Genomic DNA, 19,004 nt, shown 5'->3' on the forward strand with positions numbered 1-19,004 from the left:
CGTTCAACCTTCGGGCAGGCCGGCGCTGCGCAATGCATCGGCATAACGCTGCACGTGGGCCGACGCCCGCCCCGCGTAGCGCTCGCGGAACACGGCGATCGAGTAGGCCGGGTCGACGCGCAGCAGTCCCCGCACCGACTCGCGCGCGCCGGCCTCGTCGCCGGACAGCGCCTGGGCGATCGCCAGCGAGCGGTAGGTCGGCAGATGCGTGCAGTTGGCGCGGATCGAGCGCCGGCCGAGCGCGATCGCCTCGTCGTACCGTCCGGCCGCCAGCATCGCCGTCGCCGCGAAGCTGTCGAAGAAGTAGCGCATCGGGTCCAGCGGAGACAGGCTCAAGGCCCGGCCCGCCGCCTCGGCGGCTTGCGCGCCCCGATCGCGGTAGACATGCAGCGCCGACAGGAACAGCCAGGCCAGGGCCTCGTTCGGGTTGGCCTCGATGGCCGCGCCATAGCGCCGCTCGGCGGTGTCGAGATCGCCGCGCAGGAAGGCCGCCGACAGCCCGTCGATGGCCAGCGCCAGGGCGTGGTCGGATTGCCGCTCCAGCGCCCGCTCGGTCATCGTGCTCGCCTTCCCGGCCTGCGCCAGCGGCTCGTGGCTCCAGCCCTGCGCCACCTTCATCACGTGCCACTTGGCCATCCAGGCCAGCGGCTCCGGCGCATGCGGGTGCCGCTCGGCCAGTTGCTCCAGCAGTTCCCAGGCACGCTCGAAATCGTGCAGCGACAGCCGGTGCATCAGCCCGACGGCGGCGAACAGCACCGTGTAGCTGCGCAAGGTGGGAAGCGGCTGCGAGCGGCTGCGCCGCATTTCATAGCGGAAGATCGCCGAGGCCACACCGTCGATCACCGGCCGGGTCGCCACGTGGTCGGGCAGCAGCAGCGCGGCGAACTCGAAACCGAGCGAGTCGGCCCAGACCACGTCCGCGTGCTGCGCGTCGGCGAGTTCGACCCGGAGCGTCACGCGGCCGCCGTTCACGACGGCCGACCCGGAGAGCACGTAGGTCGCGCCGACCCGCTCGTGCAACTCGGCGAGCGTGACATCGCGGCCGCGGAAGACCACGGTGCTCAGGCGCGAGACGACCCGCCAGTGCGGCGTGACGGACAGACCCTGGATGATGTCGTCGACGATCAGCTCGGCCACCGCCTGCGCCTCGTCGCCCGCTGCCAGCATGCGCAGCGGCAGCACCGCAATGCTGGCGCGGGCGTCCACCAGGCTGTCCGGCCAGTGCACGGCGGGCAGCCCGTCGACGGGCACGACGCGGTGCGCCCGCACGGTGCCGTGCAGGCCGCGCACCTCGCATTCGCCCAGGTCCTCGGTGTGCACGTCGATGCCGGGGATCAGCTCGTCACGCAGGTCCGGCGAGATGACGATCTCGCCCGGCCCGGCGATGCGCGACAGCCGCGCGGCCAGGTTGACGCCGCTGCCGTAGATGTCGAGTTCGTCGGCCACGACCTCGCAGGTGTGGGCCCCGATGCGCAGCCACATCTGGGCATCGCTGCCACGGCCTTCGTTGTAGCGGCCGATGCGGCGCTGCATGTCCAGGGCCGCTGCGACCGCCGGTGGCGCATGGCGAAACTCCAGCAGCATCCCGTCTCCCAGGCTCTTGACCATCCGCGCGCCGTCGCCCGTCAGGACCTCGGTGCGCACCTCGTTGACGAAGCGGCGCCACCGGTCGATGACACCCGCTTCGTCCCCGTCGATCAGCCGGACCGAATCCACCAGGTCGACCACGACCACGGCGCGGCGCAGCCGATGGATTCCCGGTGCACCTTCCTCCCTCGCTCCGGCCGGATGCATGGTGGACTGCCTAGAATCTGGTTACATCCTGATTCTGGTGGATGCCGATGGGGCTCCACAAGGGCCAGGTGAGGGACAGGGGGAGGTCTGTTCGTGGTCGTCGATCGCTCAGCCTCCGCCGGCGAGGACCCTTGTTCGGCCCTGCCCGCGAGCCTGCGCCAGCTGGCCCGGCATGGCGCACTGACGCATTTCCGGCGCGGCGAGCACCTGATCGAGGAGGGCACCCGCGGGGACACCCTCTACATCGTCGTCAGCGGCCGGGTGCGCGCGTTCTGCGGCAGCGAGCGCGGTCGCGAGATCACGCTGGGCACCTACGGGCCCGGCGAGTACGTCGGCGAGATGAGCCTAGACGGCGGCCCGCGTTCGGCCAGCGTCGAGGCGCTCGAGCCCACGCTGTGCGCGATGGTCACGCGCGTGACGCTCAAGCGGCACATCGCCGCGGATCCGGAGTTCGCCTTCGAACTGCTGGCCAAGGTGATCGGCCGCGCACGTGCCGCCACGCTGAGCGCCAAGCAGCTCGCGCTGAACGACGCCTACGGCCGACTGAAGGGCCAGCTCGAGTCGATGGCCGCGCCGGACGGCCGCATCGCGCAGCGGCTGACGCACCGCAGCCTCGGCAACCTGGTCGGCGCCTCGCCGAGCATGGTTACCCGGCTGATGAAGGACCTCGAGTTGGGCGGCTACCTGAGCGCCGGCAAGGACGGCCTGGTGCTGCTGCGGCCGCTGCCCAGCCGATGGTGATCAGCCCCGGCCCGAGATCGCGTTCACCGCCGGCGGCGAATACCGCCGCGCCGGCTTCTCCGCCCGCGCATACAGCGGCTCCACCTTGGGCAGGTTGTCCTCGATGTCGCGGATGCGCGTCGGGCCCGAGGGGTGGGTGCTCATGAACTGCGGCGGGGCGCCCTTGCTGGCCTCGGCCATCTTCTGCCACAGCGTGACGCCGGCGTGCGGGTTGTAGCCGGCGCGCGCGGCGAGCTCGATGCCGATCAGGTCGGCCTCGGACTCGTCCTCGCGGCTGAACTTCAGCGTCAGCAGCTGGCCGCCCATGTTCAGCAGCGCGTCGCCGGTGTTGCCCAGGCCGAGCAGCGAGGAGACCAGGCCCACGCCGATGCGGGTGGCGGCGGTCTTGCCCATGCGCTCGCGTGCATGCTCGCGCAGCGCGTGGGCCGCCTCGTGGCCCATGATCATCGCCACCTCGTCGTCGTCGAGCTGCAGCTGCTGCAGGATGCCGTGGTAGAAGGCGATCTTGCCGCCCGGCATGCAGAAGGCGTTCAACTCCTTGCTGCCGATCAGGTTGACCTCCCACTTCCAGCTGCGCGCCCGCTCGTTCCACTCGTAGGTGTGCGGGATGATGCGCTGCGCGATCGCGCGCAGGCGCACCAGCTGCGGATGGTCGTCGCCGGCCAGCGCGCGCTTGGACGAGGCCTGCTGGCGCATCTGCTGGTACTGCGCCGCGGCGGCCTGCTCGATCTGGTCGGCCGAGACCAGCTTCGAGAAGCTCGAGCGCGGGCCCACGTCGACGCCCTCGCGCGCCAGCGCGGGCAAGGCAGCCACGGCCAGCAGCCCGCCGGTGAACAGGCGCCGCCCGTGCAGCGCGCAGCGGCAGCCGCGCGCGTGCACCAGTGCGGGCAGGGGCACGTCGGCATCGGTGCGGAAGGTCGGCGTCATGGCAGGTCCATTCTAGGCAGCGTTCAATCGTCGGTCGCGCCCGCGGTCTTCGGGTCGACCTCCAGCGCGCGCACCGGCCGGCGCAGCCACCACAGCATCGCCAACGCCGGCAGCGCCGCCACGGTGGACACGACGAAGAACGCCGGCCAGCCGATCGCCTCGGCCAGCACGCCGGCCAGCGGACCGACCCACACCCGCCCGACCGACGCGAAGGCCGACAGCAGCGCGAACTGCGTGGCCGTGAAGCGCTGGTTGCACAGGCTCATCAGGAAGGCGACGAAGGCCGCCGTGCCCATGCCGCCGGAGAGGTTCTCGGCCGCGATCACCAGCAGCAGCCCGCCATCCACCGGCGTGGGCTGCGCGAGCTGCACGAAGCCCCAGTCGAAGGCCGGGATCGTCAGCCCCGCCAGCTGGCCCTTGCCGGCCACGGCAAGCCACCAGAAGCCGAGGTTGCTGGCCATCTGCAGCACGCCGAACAGCAGCAGCGCGAGCCACAGGCCCAGGCGCAGCATCAGCAGCCCGCCGACCAGGGCGCCGGCGATCGTCAGCCACAGCCCGAGCACCTTGTTGACCACGCCCACCTCGGCCGGCCCGAAGGCCATGCTCTTGAGCAGGAAGGGCGTCATCAGCGAGCCGGCGAAGGCGTCGCCGAGCTTGTAGAACACGATGAAGGCCAGGAAGGCCGCCGCGCCCGGCTGCGCGAAGTAACTCGCCAGCCCCGACAGCAGGGTCTCGAAGCGCGCCCGGCGCGCCGCCCAGGCGGCCAGCGGCAGCGTGACCGCGATGCCGGCCAGCAGCGCCGCCAGGTCGGCCCACTTGGCCGCCAGCGCGCCGGCCCCCGGCCCGGCGATCAGGCCACGCAGCAGCGGCGCGAGCGCGCGGTCGGTGACGAGGTAACCCGCCGCCACCGCGGCCAGCACCGCGGCGAAGCCGAGCAGGTCGTGCCGCGCCACGGTCTGCGGCCGGGCCGCGGCCGCCAGGCGCGGCAGCAGCAAGGCCGAGACCAGCGCTGCGCCGACCATCAGTGCGGCCATCAGGCGGTACACCGCCGGCCAGCTCCAGGCGCCGCCGTGCGCCGCGTTGGCCGGGTCGGTCCAGATCAGCGCCACGCCGCCCGAGAGGATCATCGCCAGGCGGTAGCCCAGCACGTTCAGCGAGGAGCCGAGGCCGCGTTCGCCGGCGCTCAGCAGATCGGTGCGGTAGGCGTCGATCACCACGTCCTGCGAGGCCGAGACGAAGGCCACCGCCACGGCCAGCAGCGCGAAGGCGCGTGTCGCGCCGGTCGGCGAGGTGCCGGCCAGCAGCAGCAGCAGCCCGGCCAGGGCGAGCTGGGTCAGCACCAGCCAGCCGCGCCGCCGCCCGAGCAGCGGCAGCTCGAAGCGGTCCATCAGCGGCGCCCACAGGAACTTGAAGGTGTAGGGGATGCCGACCAGGCTCAGGAAGCCGATGGTCGCGACGTCCAGCCCCTCCATGCTGAGCCAGGCCTGCATGGCCTGGCCGGTGAGCGCGAGCGGCAGGCCGCTGGCAAAGCCCAGCAGCGTGACGGCGGCCAGGCGGTGCGCGGCGGCGGCGCGCTGCGCAACGGTCGGGGCGGGCGCGGCGGCACGGCTCGTGGGCATCGACCCATTCTAGAAAGCCCGCCGCGGGCTACCGGGCCGGGGTTGTGTCCTCCGGCATCTGGCGCTCGATCGCCTCGGCCAGCGCGAGCAGGCGCTCGCGCGGCAGCGCGCCGACGATCGCGTAGCCGCAGGCCGGCCGCGCGCCGCGTGCGCCTTCGACCCAGTAGAACATGCCCAGCTCGCCGCGCTGTTCGTAGCGGAAGGCGGCCGGCGTGTCGTCCTCGGGCTTGCGCAGGTAGACGGTCACGCGCTGCGGCTGCAGGCCCTCGGCCACCGGGCCGACGGCCTGGTACATCAGCTGCGCGCTGGGGCCGGCGGCGTCGGGCAGCAGGCGACCGCCGACCAGCTCGAAGCCCTGCGCGCGCAGGTCGAACAGCTTGACCGGGCGGTCGAGCCGGCGCGTCAGCCAGCGCGCCAGGTGCTCCTCCTGCGCCTTGACCTCGACCGGGTGGCGCACCTCCGGCACGTAGACGCTGTGCGCCACGGCGGCGCGCTGCACCCAGCCCTGTGCGGCCGGCACGGCGGCCAGGCGCCCGGCCTGCTGGCGCTGCAGCTGCCAGGTGAGCGCCGAGCCGACCAGCCCGCCGCCCACCAGCAGCGCCACCGCGGCCGCCCAGCGCAGCCACGGCGCACCGGCCGGCGTGCGCCGCCAGACACGCTGCTCCAGCCGCGCCGGCACCGGCTCGGCCAGCACGGGCTCGAGCCGGGCGCGCAGCGCCTGCGCATCCGCCGCCCACAGGCGCACGCGCGCCGCGTCCTCGGGGTGCTCGCGCAGCCAGGCCTCCACCTGGGCACGCTGCGCCTCGTCCAGCTCGCCGTCCAGCCAGGCGCTCAGCAGGTCGTCGTCGATGGGTTTCTGGTTCATGGTCAGATCACCCGCCGCAGCCCACGCGCGCCCGGCGCGGCCCGGCCATCCAGCAGTTCGCGCAACGCGGCACGGGCGCGCGAGATGCGCGACATCACCGTGCCCACCGGGATCTGCAGCACCTCGGCGCACTCGGCGTAGCTGAACTGCTCGAGCGTCACCAGCAGCAGCGGCTCGCGCTGCTCGGGCGAGAGCTGCGCCAGCGCGGCCAGCAGGTCCAGCCGCAGGCCGACGTCGTGGCCGGGCGCGGCCAGGGCGTCGAGCGCGCCATGCGCCTCCTGCGGGTCGACCACGCTCATGCGGCGCTCGCGCCGGCGTTCGTCCATGAAGGCGTTGTGCGCGATCGAGAGCGTCCACACCAGGATGTCGCGCCGCTGGTCGAACTGGTGCCAGTGCGCCAGCGCGCGTTCCAGCGCGGTCTGCACCAGGTCGTCGGCCGTGCCGGCGTCGAAGGCGAGCGAACGCGCGTACCGCCGCAGGCGCGGGATGGTGCCCAGCAGCTGCTGGCGGAAGGCGTCGGGGGCGTCCAGGTGCGGCATGTTCCCGCTTACGGCCGGTGTCGCGCGATTATTCCCCGCACCTCCCGGCCGGGCGCGGGCCTTGCCGGACAATGTCGCGCATGTCGACCCCGCCCGCCCCCGCGGCCGCCCGCGCACCGAGTTTTTCGCCGGCCGAGTTCCGCGCCGCGCTGGGCATGTTCGCCACCGGCGTGACGGTGGTCACGGCGCGCGCCGGCGACGGCCGCCTGGTCGGGCTGACCGCCAACTCGTTCAATTCGGTCTCGCTCGAACCGCCGCTGGTGCTGTGGAGCCTGGCCCGGCGCGCCGGCACGCTCCCGGCCTTCCGTGCCGGCTCGCATTACGCGATCAACATCCTCGGCGCCGACCAGCGCGCGCTGGCCGAGCGCTTCGCCGGCCCGGCCGCACATCGCTTCAGCGGCGTGGCCTGGCACCCGGGCACCGCCGGCGCGCCGGTGCTGGACGGCTGCGTCGCGGTGTTCGAGTGCTTCAACCGCAGCCGCTACGACGAGGGCGACCACGTGATCTTCGTCGGCGAGGTCGAGCGCTGCAGCCACGTGGCCGGCGCAGCCCCGCTGCTCTACCACGGCGGGCGCTACTACACGGAGCTGCCGCTCGGCCCGGCTTGATATCCGGCCGGGTGGCCGCAAACTCCCCCGGGTATTCAGGAGAAGCCCCATGCACATCGCCTGCGCCCACTGCGGCAGCACCAACCGCGTGCCCGACGAACGCCTGGCCGACGACCCGGTCTGCGGCCGCTGCGGCCAGGCGCTGCTCCCCGGCCAGCCGGTCGAGCTGACCGACGCCAACTTCGACGCGGTCACCGCGCGCACCGAGCTGCCGGTGGTGGTGGACTTCTGGGCCGCCTGGTGCGGCCCGTGCCAGATGATGGCGCCGCAGTTCGCGCAGGCCGCCCGGCAGCTCAAGGGCCGCGTGCTGTTCGCCAAGGTCGACACCGATGCCAACCCGCAGGTGGCGCAGCGCTTCGCCATCCGCAGCATCCCGACGATGGTGCTGCTGCAGGGCGGGCGCGAGGTGCAGCGCACCGCCGGCGCGCTGCAGGCGCCGCAGATCGCAGCCTGGATCGCGCAGGCTCAGGCGCGCGCCTGAGCGGCCGCGCGGCGCGCCGCCAGGTCCACGAACCAGTCCACGCAGCCGGCGTTGGCCATCGCGTCGCGCCGGAACAGCTGCTCGGCCGGCATGCCCAGCAGCAGCTTCTTGACCGGCAGCTCCATCTTCTTGCCCGACAGCGTGCGCGGGATGGCCGCGACCTGGAACACCTCGCTGGGCACGTGGCGCGGCGACAGCGCCTGGCGGATCGTGTCCTTCAGCCGCTGCACGAGGGCCGCGTCCAGCACCAGGCCCTCGCGCAGCACGACGAACAGCGGCATCCAGCTCTCGCGGCCGAGGTACTCCAGGTCCACCACCAGGCTGTCCAGCACCTCGGGCAGCGCCTCCACCGCGCGGTACAGCTCGGCCGTGCCCATGCGCACGCCGTGGCGGTTGATGGTGGCGTCGCTGCGGCCGTAGATGACCGCGCCGCCGCGCGGCGTGATGCGGATCCAGTCCCCGTGGCGCCAGACCTTCGGGAACATCTCGAAGTACGACTCCCGGTAGCGCGCGTCGCCCGGGTCGTTCCAGAAGCGCAGCGGCATCGACGGCAGCGGCTTCGTGCAGACCAGTTCGCCGACCTCGTCGACGAGCGGCCGGCCGTCCTCGCTCCAGGCTTCGATCGCCGCGCCCAGGCAGCGGCACTGCATCTCGCCCGCGACCACCGGCAGCGTGCGCAGGCCGGCGACGAAGGCGCCGGCGAAGTCGGTGCCGCCGCTGATCGGCGTGAGCCAGATCGGCCGGCCCTCGACCTGCGGCAAGCGCTCCCAGATCCAGCGGTAGCACTCGGGCGCCAGCGGCGAGCCGGTGGAGCCCACGGCGCGCAGCAGCAACGTGCCCGCGCCCTGCGGCTCGACACCCGCCTTCAGGCAGCTGGCGTAGAACGCCGCGCCGGCACCGAACCAGGTGACGCCGGCGTCGGCCGCGAAGCGCCACAGGGTGGACCAGTCCGGCGCGCCCTGCGCTCCGCCGGGGTTTCCGTCGTACAGGCAGATCGTGGTGCCGCCGAGCAGCCCGGCCACCTGCGCGTTCCACATGATCCAGCCGGTGGTGCTGAACCAGTGGTAGCGCTCGCCGCACTCGGCGCTGGGCGCGATGTCGTTGTGCAGCACGCCCATCTTCAGCGCCTCGAGCACGATGCCGCCGTGGCCGTGCACGATCGGCTTGGGCAGCCCGGTGGTGCCGCTGGAGTAGACCACCCAGAGCGGGTGGTCGAACGGCAGCGCCTCGGGCACGAGCGGGGCGTCGCCGCGTGTCAGCGCGTCGAAGTCGTGCGCGGCGCGGCCGGGGGCGGCGAAGTCGGCCGGGTCGGCGGCCGCGTCGAGGTAGCGCAGCAGCACCAGGTGGCGCAGGCCGGGCAGCGCGTCGGCCACCTCGCGCAGCACGGCGCGCCGGTCCTGCGCGACGCCGCCCCAGGTGCAGCCGTCGCAGCCGATCAGCACCGCCGGCTCGATCTGGCGGAAGCGGTCGAGGATGGCCAGCGGCCCCATGTCCGGCGAGCAGACCGACCAGATCGCACCCAGGCTGGCCGCGGCGAGGAAGGCGACCACCGCCTGCGGCGTGTTGGGCAGGATGGCGCAGACCCGGTCGCCCGGCCGCACGCCCAGGCCGCGCAGCGCGGCGGCAAGCGCGCCGACCTGGCGGCGCAGCTCGGGCCAGGCGAGCTGCTGCAGCGCCGCGCCCATCACCTCGTTGCGGAACACGATCGCCGGCTGGCCCGAGGCGTGCGCCGCGTCGGCGTGGCGGAACACCTGCTGTGCGTAGTTCAGCCGCGCGCCGGGGAACCAGCGTGCGCCGGGTATCGTCTCGCGCTCGAGCACGGTCGTGTACGGCGTCGGCGAGGCGATCTCGAAGAACGCCCACAGCGAGGCCCAGAAGGCGGGCAGCTCGCTCGTGGACCAGCGCCACAGCGCGTCGTAGCCTGCGGGCGTGGTGGCGTCGAAGCGCAGCCTGCGGGTGTCTGCGAGGAAACGCAGATAGCGCTGGATGCGCGGCTCGGGCAGGGTCATGTTGACGTCTCCCCATCGGTGCCGACGTAGCACCACACATCGCCCATGAACGGGTGGCGCCAGAAGCCGCGCACCCAGGGCTGCGCGAGTTCGTTCATCACCGTGTGGAAGCGCGCCTTGTACGGCATGTAGGCCACCAGCAGGTTCTTGGCCTCGCGCATCAGCGCATCGCGCTCGGGGCCGTCGGGCAGCACCTTCTGGCGCTCGTACAGGCGGTCGAACGCCGGCAGCGCGAAATGCGCGTCGTTCGATTCGTTGTCGTTCGGGCCGTAGCCGATGCCGAGGAAGAAGCCGCCGTCGGGTGTCTGCGAGACCCAGCTGAAGCCCCACATCATCAGGCTCGCGGTGCGGCTGCGCTTGAGCAGCTCGCCCCAGGTCGAGGTCTCGAACTCGATGCGCACGCCCACCGCCGCGAGGTGCTTGCGCCACAGCTCGTTGAGGCGGCGCTGGGTCTGATCGGCGGTGCCGGCCAGGCGCAGCACGAGCGGCGTGCCGTCGGGCCGCTCGCGCCAGCCGTCGCCGTCGCGGTCGACGAAGCCGAACAGGTCGAGCAGCGCGGCGGCCCGCGCCGGGTCGTGCTGGCTCATCTCGCTGCGGTAGCCAGCGTCGTAGCCCGAGGTGAAGGGCGCCACCACCGACTGTGCCGGCACGCCGTGGCCATGGCGCACCAGGCGCAGCTCGGCGGCGCTGTCGTAGGCCAGCGCGACGGCGCGGCGCAGCGCCACCTGCTCGGGCGCGTAGCCGCCGACCATCGGGTCGCGCATGTTGAAGTAGGTCATCGCCAGGTCGGCCTGCGGCGTGCGCTGCAGCCGGATGCCGCGCCGCGCCAGGTGCGGCGCGAGCCGGCCGTCGGGCACCGCGAGCGCGCCGTACTCGGACGGCACCTCGAGCAGGTCGTGCGCGCCTTCGAGGAAGGCCAGCCAGCGCGGCTGCGCCTCCTCGATCACGTCGAGCTCGATGCGCTCGGCCCGCGGCAGGCGCGCCCCGACGAGCTGCTCGACCGCGGCGCGGCCGGCCGCATCGTCGGGCAGGTCCGGCGGCGCGGCGATCGTGCGGCCGCGGTAGCGCGGGTTGCGCTCCAGCTCGATGCGCGAGGCGCGCCGCCAGGCGGCCAGCCGGAATGGCCCGGTGCCCACCGGATGCGCGGCGATGTCGGCGCCGTAACGCTCGACCACCTCGCGCGCCATGGCGCCGAGCACGTCCTGGCGCGCGAACTGCAGGTGGAAGCGCGGGTCGGGCCGCGCCAGGCGCACGCGGAAGGTGTAGCGGTCGAGCGCGCGGATGCCCTCGACCTCGCGGTCGTATTCGAACGGACGGCGCTCGTTCAGCGCCCGGTGGCGCAGCGCGTCGAGCCCGAGCAGCCCGGCGTTGGCGAAGATGTAGAGGTTCTCGCTGTTGTTGCGCGGGTCGTAGTAGCGCTTGACGCTGTAGACGTAGTCCTGCGCCACCAGCTCGCGCGGCCGGCCGCCGAAGGCCGGGTCGTCGGCGAAGAAGATGCCGGGGCGGATGCGGAAGGTGAAGGTGCTTGCGTCGGCCGAGATGTCCGGCAGCGCCGCGGCGGTCTGCGGGATCAGCCGCACCGGCCGCGCCAGGTAGTCGTAGGTCAGCGGCGCCTCGAAGATGCACGAGGCGATGCGCGAGGAGCCGAGGTCGCCGATGGCCAGCGGGTCGAAGCCGGTCTCGGGCACGCGCAGCGCGACGCGCAGGGTGCCGGGCGCGCGCCGCGGCGCCGCCTCTGCCGCAGCGCCCCCCGCCAGCGCCAGCGGCCCGGCAAGCAGGGTGCGCCGCCGCAGCATGCAGGCCTCAGGGCTGCTGCGGCTGGCGCGCCACGTCGATGTCGACGTAGTGCCAGAAGCGGTTGCCGAACAGCGGGCGCCGGAAGCCGGCGAGCCAGGGCTGGGTGAGGTCGGTCAGCACGCGGTGCACGTTGTAGCGGTGCGGCGCCAGCGCGGCGACGATGCGCTGCGCCTCGCGCACCTTGGCCAGGCGCTCGGGGCCGTCCGGCAGGGCCTGGATCTCGCGGTACAGGGTGTCGAAGCGCTCGTTGCGGAAGCGCGCCAGGTTCTGCCCGCCGGACGCCGGGCCGTACAGCACCTGCAGCGCGGTCTGCAGGTCGGGGTCGGCGGCCGAATAACCGAGCTGCCAGATCATCATCTGGCCGGCGCGCGCCTTCTTCAGCTGCTCGGGCCACTGGCCGACGTCGATCTTCAGCTTCAGCCCGAGGTCCTTCATGTTCTTCTGCCACAGCTCGTCGAACTGGCGCGAGATCGGGTCGGACTGCGAGCCGTATTCGAGCAGCAGCGGCGCCCCGTCGGGCATCTCGCGCCAGCCGTCGCCGTCGCGGTCGAGGTAGCCGTACATGTCCAGCAGCGCGCGGGCGCGCGCCGGGTCGTAGTCGCTGTTCTCCGTCTTGAGCTGGGCGTCGTAGCCCCAGGTGCCCGGTGCGACGATGGTCTGCGCCGGGATCGCCTGGCCGCGCCGGATCAGCCGGATCTCGCGCCAGACGTCCGAGCCCAGCGAGATCGCGCGGCGCAGCGCCACCTTCTCCGGCGCGTAGCCGCCGACCACCGGGTCCTCCATGTTGAAGTAGTACAGCGTGCGGTCCGGGTTGACGATGCGCTGCAGCCCGATGCCCTTGCGCGCCAGGTTGGGCGCGAGCTTGCCGTTCGGCGCGGCGAGCTGGGCGTACTCCAGCGGCACCGAGAGCAGGTCGAAGCGCTCGGTCAGGAAGGACAGCCAGCGCGGCTGGCTCTCATTGACGATGCTGATCTCGACCCGGTCGACCATCGGCAGCAGGCGGCCGCGGAAACGCTCCGCCAGCGCACGCCCCTCGGCATCGTCGTCGGCGGGGCGCGTGACCTCCTCGTAGCGCTCGCGCCGGTAGTTCGGGTTGCGCTCCAGCACGATCAGCGAGCTGCGTCGCCACTGGACCAGCCGGTACGGGCCGGTGCCCACCGGGTGTTCCATGATGGCCGCGCCGTAGGCCTCGACGACCTCGCGCGCCACCGCGCCGAACAGGTCGCCCTGCGCCAGCGTGTAGAGCAGGCGCGGGCGCGGCTTGGCGAGCTTGAACTGGATCGTGTAGCGGTCCAGCGCGCGCAGGCCCTCGACCTCGCGGTCGTAGTCGAAGGCGGTCTTGTTCTTCAGCGCCTGCTCGCGCAGCTCCTCCAGGCCGAGCATGCCCTCCTCGGCCAGGCCGGCGTAGTTCGGGCTCTTGTTCACCGGGTCGAAGTAGCGCTTCATCGCGTAGACGAAGTCCTGCGCCACCAGTTCGCGCCGCACGCCCTTGAAGGCCGGGTCGTCGGCGAAGTAGAGGCCCGGCCGGATGCGCACGGTCCAGGTCCGGAAGTCGGCCGAGACCTCGGGCATGCCCGCCGCCACGTTGGGCCGCACGAGGAACGGGCGGTTCAGGTAGTCGTACTGGTACAGCCCGTCGAACACATGCGCGGTGACGGTGCGCGAGTACAGATCGCTGACCTGGGCCGGGTCGAACCCGGTCTCGGCGGCCGGGAAGCTGTAGCGCAGCACCTTGGGCGGCTCGGCGCGCGCCGGCAGCGCCAGGGCCAGCGCCAGCGCGAGCAGCGCGACACGCCACCAGCTCATCGCTGAAGCTGGCGCTGCAACGCCGGGTCGACGTCGACGAACTTGTAGAACTCGCGCACGAAGGGGTTGCGCTTGAAGCCGACCACCCAGGGCTGCGTCAGGTCGGTGGCGATGCGGTGCGCGCTCAGCTTGTAGGGCACGTAGGCCACCATCAGCTTGCTCGCCTCCTCCATCACCTTCTGGCGCTCCGGCCCGTCGGGCATGCGGTTCTGCTTGAGGTACAAGTCGTTGAAGGCCGGCAGGTCGAAGCGCGCGTGGTTCGCGCCGCCCTTGTTCGGCCCGTAGGCGAGCGCGAGGAAGGTGTCGCCGTCCGGGCTGGCGGCCGACCAGCCCACGCCCCACATCATCAGCTTGCCGGCACGCGAGGCCTTCAGGTTCTCCGGCCACTTGGCCATCTTGAAGACGATGCGCAGGCCGACCGCCTTCATGTTCTTCTGCCACAGCTCGGCCAGCTTGCGGCTGACCTGGTCGGGCTGGGTGGCGTACTCGAGCGTCAGCGGCGTGCCGTCGGGCTGCTCGCGCCAGCCGTCGCCGTCGCGGTCGACGTAGCCGTAGAGGTCCAGCAGCGCCTTCGCGCGCGCCGGGTCGTGGTCGCTCATCGAGGTCTTGAGCGCCGGGTTGTAGCCGTAGGCCAGCGGCGCGATCGCGGTCTGCGCAGGAATGGCCTGGTTCATGCGCACCAGGCGGATCTCCTCGTCGCTGTCGTAGGCCAGCGCGATGGCGCGCCGCAACGCCACCTTCTCCGGCGTGTAGCCGCCCACCACCGGGTTGTCCTGGTTGAACAGCGCCGCCAGCGTGATGTCGACCAGCGGCGACTGGTCCATGCCGATGCCGCGCTTGGCCAGGTTGGGGGCGAGCTGGTTGTTCGGGATCGCCTGCGGCGCGAACTCGTTGGGCAGGCGCTCGATCAGGTCTGCCTGGCCGTTCAGGAACGACAGCCAGCGCGGCTGCACCTCCTCGATGATCGCGATCTCCACCCGGTCCAGCAGCGGCAGGCGGCGCCCCGCCAGGCGCTTGGCGATGGCCTGCGCGCGCGGATCGTCGTCGGGTGCCTGCTCGTCGTAGCGCAGCTCGCGGAAGCCGGGGTTGCGCTCCAGCACGATCTTCGAGCTGCGCCGCCACTCGGCCAGGCGGAACGGCCCGGTGCCCACCGGGTGCTCCATGATCTTGTCGCCGTAGAACTCGACCACCTCGCGCGCCATCGCGCCGAACACCGAGCTGTCGGTCATCAGTGCGCGGTGGAAGCGCGGCGAGGGCTCGGCCAGGCGGACGCGGAAGGTGTAGCGGTCCAGCACCTTGGCACCCTCGACCTCGGTGTCGTAGGGGAAGGGCTGCTTGCTCGCCAGCACCTGCTTGCGCAGCTCCGACAGGCCGAGCAGCTTGGCGTTCTCCAGCAGGTACAGGTTGGGGCTGTTCCAGCGCGGGTCGTAGTGGCGCTTGATCGAGTACACGTAGTCGGCCGCGACCAGCTCGCGCTTCCTGCCCTGGAACGCCGGGTCGTCGGCGAAGTGGATGCCCGGCCGGATGCGGAAGGTGAAGCTGCGGTAGTCGTCTTCGATCACCGGCAGGGCCTCGGCCGTCAGCGGCTCGATGCGGAACGGCCGGGCCAGGAAGTCGAAGCGCAGCGGCGCCTCGAAGATGCCGGCGGTGACGGTGCGCGAGTACAGGTCGGACAGCTGCACCGGGTCGAAACCGGTCTCGGCGATCGGGAAGGCGTAGCGCAGCACCCGCGGCCCGTCGGGCGGCGGGTCGGCCGGCGCCTGCGCGAGCGCGGCGCCGCAGCCGAGCATCAGAACCAGCGCACGGATGATCCTCACGGCAACTCCTGGGCAGAGGCCGCAAAGTCTATTCGTTCGCGGCACGCGGATTGCATCCGGGCGCCGAGGGCAAACGCGGGGCAGGGGCTTCCCGCGCTGCCCCTAGACTCGCGCAGTCTCACGAACGACCCGGAGCGCATGGCCGCATACCTGATACGGCGCCTGTGGCAGATGGTGCCGACGCTGTTCGGCGTCGTGCTGCTGGTGTTCTTCCTGTTCAAGTGGTTCGGCAGCGACCCGGCCGAAGTGATCGGCGGCCTGGGCGCCTCGCCCGAGCAGATCCAGGCCATCCGCACCCAGCTCGGCCTGAACGAGCCCTGGTGGGTGCAGCTGGGCATCTTCCTGAAGCAGATCGTCACCTTCGACTGGGGCCGCAGCTGGGCCACCAACGAGGCGATCTCCAGCCTGTTCGCCTCGCGCGTGCAGGCCACGCTGACGGTGATGCTGCCGATCCTGGTGCTGGACACCCTGCTGGCGGTGCCGATCGCGCTGCTGGTGGCCTACGTGCGCGGCTCGCTGACCGACCGCGCGATCATGGTGGCGACCACCGTCGCGCTGTCGATCTCCTTCCTGGTCTACGTGATCGTCGGCCAGTACCTGTTCGCGTTCCGGCTCGGCTGGTTCCCGGTGCAGGGCTGGACCGACAGCCTGGCCACCAACCTGGCGGTGTACACGCCGCTGCCGGTGCTGCTGGCGGTGATGGTGGGCCTGGCGCCGCGCACCCGGCTGTACCGCACCTTCTTCCTCGACGAGATCGGGCAGGACTACGTGCGCACGGCGCGCGCCAAGGGGCTGACCGAGCCGCGCATCCTGCTCACCCACGTGATGCGCAACGCGATGATCCCGATCCTGACCAACGTCGCGGTGTCGCTGCCGGGCATCTTCGTCGGCTCGTTCCTGATCGAGGTGTTCTTCTCGATCCCGGGCCTGGGCCGCGAGGTGCTGCTGGCCGTCAACCGGGGCGACTACCCGGTGATCCAGGCGGTGACGATCTACCTCGCGGTGATCACGATGGTGGTGAACCTGGCCACCGACGTGCTGTACAAGCTGGTCGACCCGCGCGTCGTGCTGAAATGAGTGCCGTCCTGTCCTCCTCCGCCGGCACGACGCCGGCGTCCCGCTCGGAAGGCGTCTGGGCCGCCGCCTGGCGGCGCTTCCGCGGCGACCGCGTCGGCATGGTGTCGCTGGCCATCGTGGCCGCGTTCGCGCTGCTGATGCTGTCCACCGCGCTCGGCCTGGTGGCCGGCGACTGGCAGGCCGAACGCGGCGTCCCGAACGCACCGCCCACGTTCATCGGCCCGGCCGACAAGCAGGCGGTCGAGGCCATCCCGGTGCCCAGCGGGCCGAACGTGGACATCTCCGACGTCGACCCGCTCGCCCCGCGTTACGCCGAATGGGCCGAGCGCGCCGCCAAGCTGCGCACCGCCGAGCTCGAGCGCCAGGAGACCCTGCCCTTCGGCGGCGACCGGCTCGGCCGCGACGTGCTGGCCAAGGCCATCAAGGGCACCGAGATCTCGCTGTTCGTCGGCGTCGCCGCGGCGCTGCTGGCCACCCTGATCGGCACCGTGCTGGGCGCGCTGGCCGGCTTCTTCGGCGGCAAGGTGGGCGATTTCCTCGAGTGGCTCTACAACGTGTTCACCTCGGTGCCCGACATCCTGCTGATCTTCGCCTTCGCCGCGGTGGTCGGGCGCGGCGTCGAGTCGGTCGTGCTGATCCTCGGCCTGACCGGCTGGACCGGCATCTACCGCCTGGTGCGCGCCGAGTTCCTGAAGCACTCGGTGCGCGACTACGTGCGCGCCGCCGAGGCGATCGGCGCGGGCCCGGGGGCGCGCATCTTCCGCCACATCCTGCCCAACGTGAGCCACGTGGTGCTGGTGCAGCTGTCGATCCTGGTGGTCGGCTTCATCAAGGCGGAGGTGATCCTGTCCTACCTCGGGCTCGGCGTGCGGGTCGACCAGGTCTCCTGGGGCACCATGCTCGCCGAGGCGCAGACCGAACTGATCCTCGGCCACTGGTGGCAGCTCGCCGCGGCCACGCTCTTCATGGCGGTGTTCGTCACCGCGTTCTCGCTGATGACCGATGCGCTGCGCGATGCGCTCGATCCGAAGCTGCGGGGGGCCGAATGAACGCCGCGAATCCGCTGCTCGCGATCGACGACCTGCGCGTGCGCTTTCGCCTCGGGCGCGGCGCGCGCGCCACCTGGAGCGAGGCGGTGGGGCGCGGCGACACCGGCGTGAGCTTCGACATCCCGGACAACGGCACCGTCGCGCTGGTGGGCGAGTCGGGCTCGGGCAAGAGCGTCACGGCGATGTCCATCCTCAACCTGCTGCCGGAGAACGCGCAGCGCGAGGGCCGCATCCGCTTCCAGGGGCGCGACCTGCTGCAGGCCTCGCTGGCCGAGCTGCAGGCGCTGCGCGGGCGCGAGATCGCCTGCGTGTTCCAGGACCCGATGAGCTCGCTGAACCCGGTGTTCAGCATCGCCCACCAGCTGTGCGAACCGCTGCTGCGCCACCTCGGGCTGACGCGCCGCCAGGCGATGGCGCGCGCCGAGGAGCTGCTCGCCGAGGTGGGCCTGCCGGAGCCGCGCCGGCGCCTGGCGGCGCACCCGCACGAGCTCTCCGGCGGCCAGCAGCAGCGCGTGATGATCGCGATGGCGCTGGCCTGCGAGCCCAAGCTGCTGATCGCCGACGAGCCGACCACCGCGCTGGACGTGACCATCCAGCGCCAGATCCTGGAGCTGCTCGCGCGGCTGAAGGACAAGCACCGCATGAGCATGCTGTTCATCAGCCATGATCTGGCGCTGGTGGGCGAGATCGCCGACCGCGTGGTGGTGATGCGCCAGGGCACGGTGCGCGAGCAGGGGCCGGTGGCCGAGATCTTCGAGCACCCGCGCGACGCCTACACGAAGGCGCTGCTGGCCTGCCGGCCGACGCTGCAGCAGCACGACGCGCGGCTGATGGTGATCGACGACCACCTCGACGGCCGCACCGCCCGGCACGAGGCCCGGCCCAAGGACCCGCAGGCCCCCGTCATCCTCGAGGTGAAGGCGCTGACCAAGGGCTTCTGGATCCGCCGCGGCGTGTTCGGCCGGCGCGAGTTCCAGGCCGTCAAGGGTGCCAGCTTCCGGCTGCGGCGCGGCCACACGCTCGGCGTGGTGGGCGAATCCGGCTCGGGCAAGACCACGATGGGCCTGGCGCTGCTGCGCCTGCACGAGCCGGCCGGCGGCCCGGTGGGCGGCCAGGCGCTGTTCCACGGCCAGGACTTGCTGTCGCTCTCGCGCGAGCAGATGCTGCCGATGCGCCGGCGCATCCAGGTGGTGTTCCAGAACCCGTATGCCTCGCTGAACCCGCGCTTCACGGTGGCGCAGACGCTGCTCGAGCCGCTGACGATCCACGGCATCGGCGCCGACGAGGCCGAGCGGCGCGAGCGCGCGAGCCGGCTGCTGGCGCAGGTCGGGCTCGACGACACCGCGCTCAACAAGTACCCGCACGAGTTCTCCGGCGGCCAGCGGCAGCGCATCGCGATCGCCCGCTGCCTGACGCTCGAGCCCGAGCTGCTGGTGCTCGACGAGGCGGTCAGCGCGCTGGACGTGTCGGTGCAGGCGCAGGTGCTCAACCTGCTGAAGGACCTGCAGGACGCGCTCGGCCTGACCTACATCTTCATCAGCCACGACCTGGCGGTGGTGCGCTTCATGGCCGACGAGGTGCTGGTCATGAAGGACGGCGCGGTGGTCGAGCAGGCGCCGGTGGCGCAGATCCTCGAAGCGCCGCAGCAGGACTACACCCGGCGGCTGCTCGGCGCCGTGCCGCGCGGCTACCGCGCCCGCGCCTGACCCGCGCGGCCACGCCGACGCGACGATTCGTGTCGGGCTTGTATCGAAGCACTTACATTTCGGTCACGATTCGGCCGCTGCGGCCCGGCGGGCCGGCCGAAATGCGTCCGGCCATGTGCGGTTTGCCACACTCGCACGGCCGTGAGCGGTCGCCAACGGCATGGCACGC

15 protein-coding genes are annotated in these 19,004 nt (G+C 72.2%); 6 read left to right on the plus strand and 9 right to left on the minus strand.

Annotated features, from left to right (window positions below):
- Window positions 1–3: 3 nt before the first annotated feature.
- The gene (locus tag D9C15_RS03675) at window positions 4–1,794 is read right to left on the minus strand and encodes an adenylate/guanylate cyclase domain-containing protein (protein ID WP_127996052.1); all 1,791 of its coding nucleotides are present in this window, start codon (window positions 1,792–1,794) and stop codon (window positions 4–6) included.
- Window positions 1,795–1,887: 93 nt separating this feature from the next.
- Between D9C15_RS03675 and D9C15_RS03680 the strand changes: the two genes are divergently transcribed.
- Window positions 1,888–2,535 carry a Crp/Fnr family transcriptional regulator gene (locus D9C15_RS03680; RefSeq protein WP_240668273.1) on the plus strand — a complete coding sequence of 216 codons (648 nt, stop codon included), beginning with the start codon at window positions 1,888–1,890 and terminating at the stop codon, window positions 2,533–2,535.
- Here the strand turns inward: D9C15_RS03680 and D9C15_RS03685 are convergent, their stop codons facing one another.
- The 4 genes from D9C15_RS03685 to D9C15_RS03700 are packed head-to-tail and all read right to left on the minus strand — an operon-like array spanning window position 2,536 to window position 6,485.
- Window positions 2,536–3,462, minus strand: a complete 927-nt coding sequence (locus D9C15_RS03685; RefSeq protein WP_127996054.1) for a M48 family metallopeptidase — start codon at window positions 3,460–3,462, stop codon at window positions 2,536–2,538. It abuts the gene before it with no gap.
- A gap of 23 nt (window positions 3,463–3,485) precedes the next feature.
- The gene (locus D9C15_RS03690) at window positions 3,486–5,081 is read right to left on the minus strand and encodes an AmpG family muropeptide MFS transporter (protein WP_127996055.1); all 1,596 of its coding nucleotides are present in this window, start codon (window positions 5,079–5,081) and stop codon (window positions 3,486–3,488) included.
- Window positions 5,082–5,109: 28 nt separating this feature from the next.
- The gene (locus D9C15_RS03695; protein ID WP_127996056.1) at window positions 5,110–5,946 is read right to left on the minus strand and encodes an anti-sigma factor family protein; all 837 of its coding nucleotides are present in this window, start codon (window positions 5,944–5,946) and stop codon (window positions 5,110–5,112) included.
- Window positions 5,947–5,948: 2 nt separating this feature from the next.
- The gene (locus D9C15_RS03700; protein ID WP_127996057.1) at window positions 5,949–6,485 is read right to left on the minus strand and encodes a sigma-70 family RNA polymerase sigma factor; all 537 of its coding nucleotides are present in this window, start codon (window positions 6,483–6,485) and stop codon (window positions 5,949–5,951) included.
- Window positions 6,486–6,565: 80 nt separating this feature from the next.
- Here D9C15_RS03700 and D9C15_RS03705 point away from each other — a divergent pair, with 80 nt between their 5' ends.
- Window positions 6,566–7,093, plus strand: a complete 528-nt coding sequence (locus tag D9C15_RS03705) for a flavin reductase family protein (RefSeq protein ID WP_127996058.1) — start codon at window positions 6,566–6,568, stop codon at window positions 7,091–7,093.
- Window positions 7,094–7,142: 49 nt separating this feature from the next.
- The gene (gene trxC / locus D9C15_RS03710; RefSeq protein ID WP_127996059.1) at window positions 7,143–7,574 is read left to right on the plus strand and encodes a thioredoxin TrxC; all 432 of its coding nucleotides are present in this window, start codon (window positions 7,143–7,145) and stop codon (window positions 7,572–7,574) included.
- Here trxC and D9C15_RS03715 read toward each other — a convergent pair.
- Genes D9C15_RS03715 through D9C15_RS03730 form a run of 4 tightly spaced genes read right to left on the minus strand, consistent with a single transcriptional unit; the run spans window position 7,559 to window position 15,003 of the window.
- Window positions 7,559–9,583 carry an acetoacetate--CoA ligase gene (locus D9C15_RS03715; RefSeq protein ID WP_127996060.1) on the minus strand — a complete coding sequence of 675 codons (2,025 nt, stop codon included), beginning with the start codon at window positions 9,581–9,583 and terminating at the stop codon, window positions 7,559–7,561. The genes trxC and D9C15_RS03715 overlap by 16 nt on opposite strands.
- Window positions 9,580–11,379 carry an ABC transporter substrate-binding protein gene (locus D9C15_RS03720; protein WP_127996061.1) on the minus strand — a complete coding sequence of 600 codons (1,800 nt, stop codon included), beginning with the start codon at window positions 11,377–11,379 and terminating at the stop codon, window positions 9,580–9,582. The genes D9C15_RS03715 and D9C15_RS03720 overlap by 4 nt, the downstream gene beginning before the upstream one ends.
- A 7-nt stretch (window positions 11,380–11,386) precedes the next feature.
- Complete coding sequence (locus D9C15_RS03725) at window positions 11,387–13,186, minus strand: ABC transporter substrate-binding protein (RefSeq protein WP_127996062.1); 1,800 nt, start codon at window positions 13,184–13,186, stop codon at window positions 11,387–11,389.
- Entirely contained in the window at window positions 13,183–15,003 is a 1,821-nt protein-coding gene (locus tag D9C15_RS03730) for an ABC transporter substrate-binding protein (protein WP_310734455.1), read from the minus strand. The genes D9C15_RS03725 and D9C15_RS03730 overlap by 4 nt, the downstream gene beginning before the upstream one ends.
- Before the next feature lie 138 nt (window positions 15,004–15,141).
- Here D9C15_RS03730 and D9C15_RS03735 point away from each other — a divergent pair, with 138 nt between their 5' ends.
- From D9C15_RS03735 to D9C15_RS03745, 3 genes are read left to right on the plus strand one after another with little or no spacing between them, the layout of a single operon-like run.
- On the plus strand, window positions 15,142–16,080 hold the full coding sequence (locus D9C15_RS03735; protein WP_127996063.1) for an ABC transporter permease: 939 nt from the start codon (window positions 15,142–15,144) through the stop codon (window positions 16,078–16,080).
- Window positions 16,077–17,129: an ABC transporter permease gene (locus D9C15_RS03740; RefSeq protein ID WP_127996064.1), complete on the plus strand. Its 1,053-nt coding sequence runs from the start codon at window positions 16,077–16,079 to the stop codon at window positions 17,127–17,129. Before D9C15_RS03735 ends, D9C15_RS03740 begins: the two co-directional genes overlap by 4 nt.
- Entirely contained in the window at window positions 17,126–18,835 is a 1,710-nt protein-coding gene (locus tag D9C15_RS03745) for an ABC transporter ATP-binding protein (protein ID WP_127996065.1), read from the plus strand. Before D9C15_RS03740 ends, D9C15_RS03745 begins: the two co-directional genes overlap by 4 nt.
- Window positions 18,836–19,004 lie beyond the last annotated feature (169 nt).

Source organism: Piscinibacter defluvii, assembly GCF_004011805.1.
GTDB classification, from domain to species: domain Bacteria; phylum Pseudomonadota; class Gammaproteobacteria; order Burkholderiales; family Burkholderiaceae_C; genus Piscinibacter; species Piscinibacter defluvii.